The following is a 692-nucleotide window of genomic DNA, read 5'->3' as shown; positions in this document are numbered from 1 at the left end:
AGGAACGCGGCGAGCTGCTTGCCGCCCTCGCCCTCGTCCTTGACGACGGTGCCCGCGGTGCGCGCCGGACGCGCCGCCACCGCCTCGACCGCCGTCCACGCACCCGCCAGACCGACCTCGTCCGCCTCGATGCCCAGGTCGTCCAGGTCCAGCGACTCCACCGGCTTCTTCTTCGCCGCCATGATCCCCTTGAACGACGGGTACCGGGCCTCACCCGACTGGTCCGTCACCGAGACCACGGCCGGCAGCGCGGCCTCGACCAGCTCGGTCGCGGCGTCACCGTCACGACGGCCCTTCACCACACCGCCCTCGACCGACACCTCGGACAGCAGCGTCACCTGCGGCACACCCAGACGCTCCGCCAGCAGCGCCGGCAGCACACCCATCGTGCCGTCCGTCGACGCCATACCACCGATCACCAGGTCGAACCCGGTCCGCTCCAGCGCCTTCGCCAGGATCGCCGACGTCCCGATCACGTCCGAACCGTGGATGTCGTCGTCGTTCACGTGCACGGCCTTGTCCGCACCCATCGACAGCGCCTTGCGCAGCGCGTCCTTCGCGTCGTCCGGCCCGACCGTCAGCACCGTCACCTCGGCGCCCTCGTTCGCCTCCGCGATCCGCAGCGCCTGCTCCACGCCGTACTCGTCCAGCTCCGACAGAAGGCCGTCCACGCCCTCCCGGTCGGTGGTGTG

At 71.4% G+C, this 692-nt stretch carries 1 protein-coding gene; it reads right to left on the bottom strand.

Going from position 1 to position 692, the window contains the following annotated elements:
* Positions 1–692 (bottom strand): electron transfer flavoprotein subunit beta/FixA family protein (locus KV557_RS41975; protein WP_218207389.1); only part of this gene is annotated, 692 nt, incomplete at both ends.

The organism is Kitasatospora aureofaciens, assembly GCF_019192735.1.
GTDB classification, from domain to species: domain Bacteria; phylum Actinomycetota; class Actinomycetes; order Streptomycetales; family Streptomycetaceae; genus Kitasatospora; species Kitasatospora aureofaciens_A.
The sequence above is the reverse complement of the archived record's forward strand: the minus strand, read 5'-3'. Positions and strand labels throughout refer to the sequence as shown.